The 1,225-nt window shown below is 58.3% G+C and carries 2 protein-coding genes; both read left to right on the top strand.

Annotated features, from left to right (window positions below):
* The first annotated feature begins 95 nt into the window (after positions 1-95).
* Positions 96-536 carry a low molecular weight phosphotyrosine protein phosphatase gene (locus R1W01_RS18375; protein WP_243614861.1) on the top strand — a complete coding sequence of 147 codons (441 nt, stop codon included), beginning with the start codon at positions 96-98 and terminating at the stop codon, positions 534-536.
* Between the two features lie 4 nt (positions 537-540).
* On the top strand, positions 541-1,225 hold a 685-nt coding region (locus R1W01_RS18370; RefSeq protein WP_317275466.1), incomplete at its 3' end, for a Wzz/FepE/Etk N-terminal domain-containing protein.

Below are 1,225 nucleotides of genomic sequence, written 5' to 3'. Positions count from 1 at the left end.
CGCTGGAACGACACGATCACCGGTCTGTTGCCCACCGTCGTAGCAGTTAGAAACCTGGACGATCTCGCCGACTGACGACACATGAGGTGTCTCGTATGAATAGTATTTTGGTTGTGTGCATCGGAAATGTGTGTCGCTCGCCAGTTGGTGAACGGATCCTGAGGGCTAAATTGCCAGGTTTACGAGTGGAATCGGCCGGGCTCGGCGCTCTGGTCGATCATGCTGCTGACGAAACGGCGGCGGCGGTGGCCGAACGCCACGGTGTTTCACTGGAGGGCCATAAGGCGCGCCAGTTCGATGCCGCCCTCGGGGAAGGGTATGATCTGATCCTCGTTATGGAACCAGAGCATAAACAGAAGATTGCGAATACCAACCCGCACCTGTCGGGGAAGGTGATGCTCTTCGACCAATGGACGGAGCGCAAAGGAATACCCGACCCGTTCCGCCGCTCCGAGGACCTTCATGAGCTTGTCTTCGGAATGATAGAAGCTGGTGCGGAAAGCTGGGCACAGAAGCTCGCCCCGAACGGAAAGTAGAGACATGTCGAACCTGAACAAGAGCCTTGGCGCGCAGGGAAATGACGACGAAATCGACCTCTCTGCCCTGATCATGAGCCTCTGGGCCGGAAAGGTCTGGATCGCGGTCATCACGGTGTTCTCGATCGCAGTTGGGGTCTTCTACCTCCTGATGACACCGCCCACCTATCAAGCCGACGCCCTGCTACAGCTTGAGGAAAAGAGCGGGCAGCTCTCCCTTCCGGATGGCCTTTCCGATCTCGTCGAAAACGCACCAGAGAGCGTTACCGAGATTGAGATCATGCGCTCGAGAATGGTGCTTGGAAAAGCTGTCGCCGATCTGAACCTCGACTGGCGTGCCTATCCCAAATACCTCCCCGTGGTGGGCTATGGCCTGACACGTGTTGGATTCCCGTTGCCTGATGTTGGCGTCCTGCGGAGCTATGCGCGTGGTGGGGAGCGTCTGCGCCTAGACCTGTTGCAAGTGCCGCCTCGCTGGTTGAATGCCGATATCACCCTGGTCAAAGGTGCCGGTACGGCGTTTGATGTTCTGCTGCCGGATGGAGAAGTTTTGTCTGGGCGCACGGGCGCAGTGGTGCGCGACGCGGAGGCAGGGTTCGCAGTCAAGGTGGGAGAGATCGTAGCAGAGGCCGGACGGCATTTCATTCTTCGGCAAGTTTCGGAGAATGCTGCGATCAGGCGCCTGCGAG

This window comes from Shimia sp. FJ5 (assembly GCF_032918335.1).
Taxonomy (GTDB): domain Bacteria; phylum Pseudomonadota; class Alphaproteobacteria; order Rhodobacterales; family Rhodobacteraceae; genus Shimia; species Shimia aestuarii_A.
Note: the sequence above shows the minus strand (reverse complement) of the source record. Positions and strands in the feature narration are given on the sequence as shown.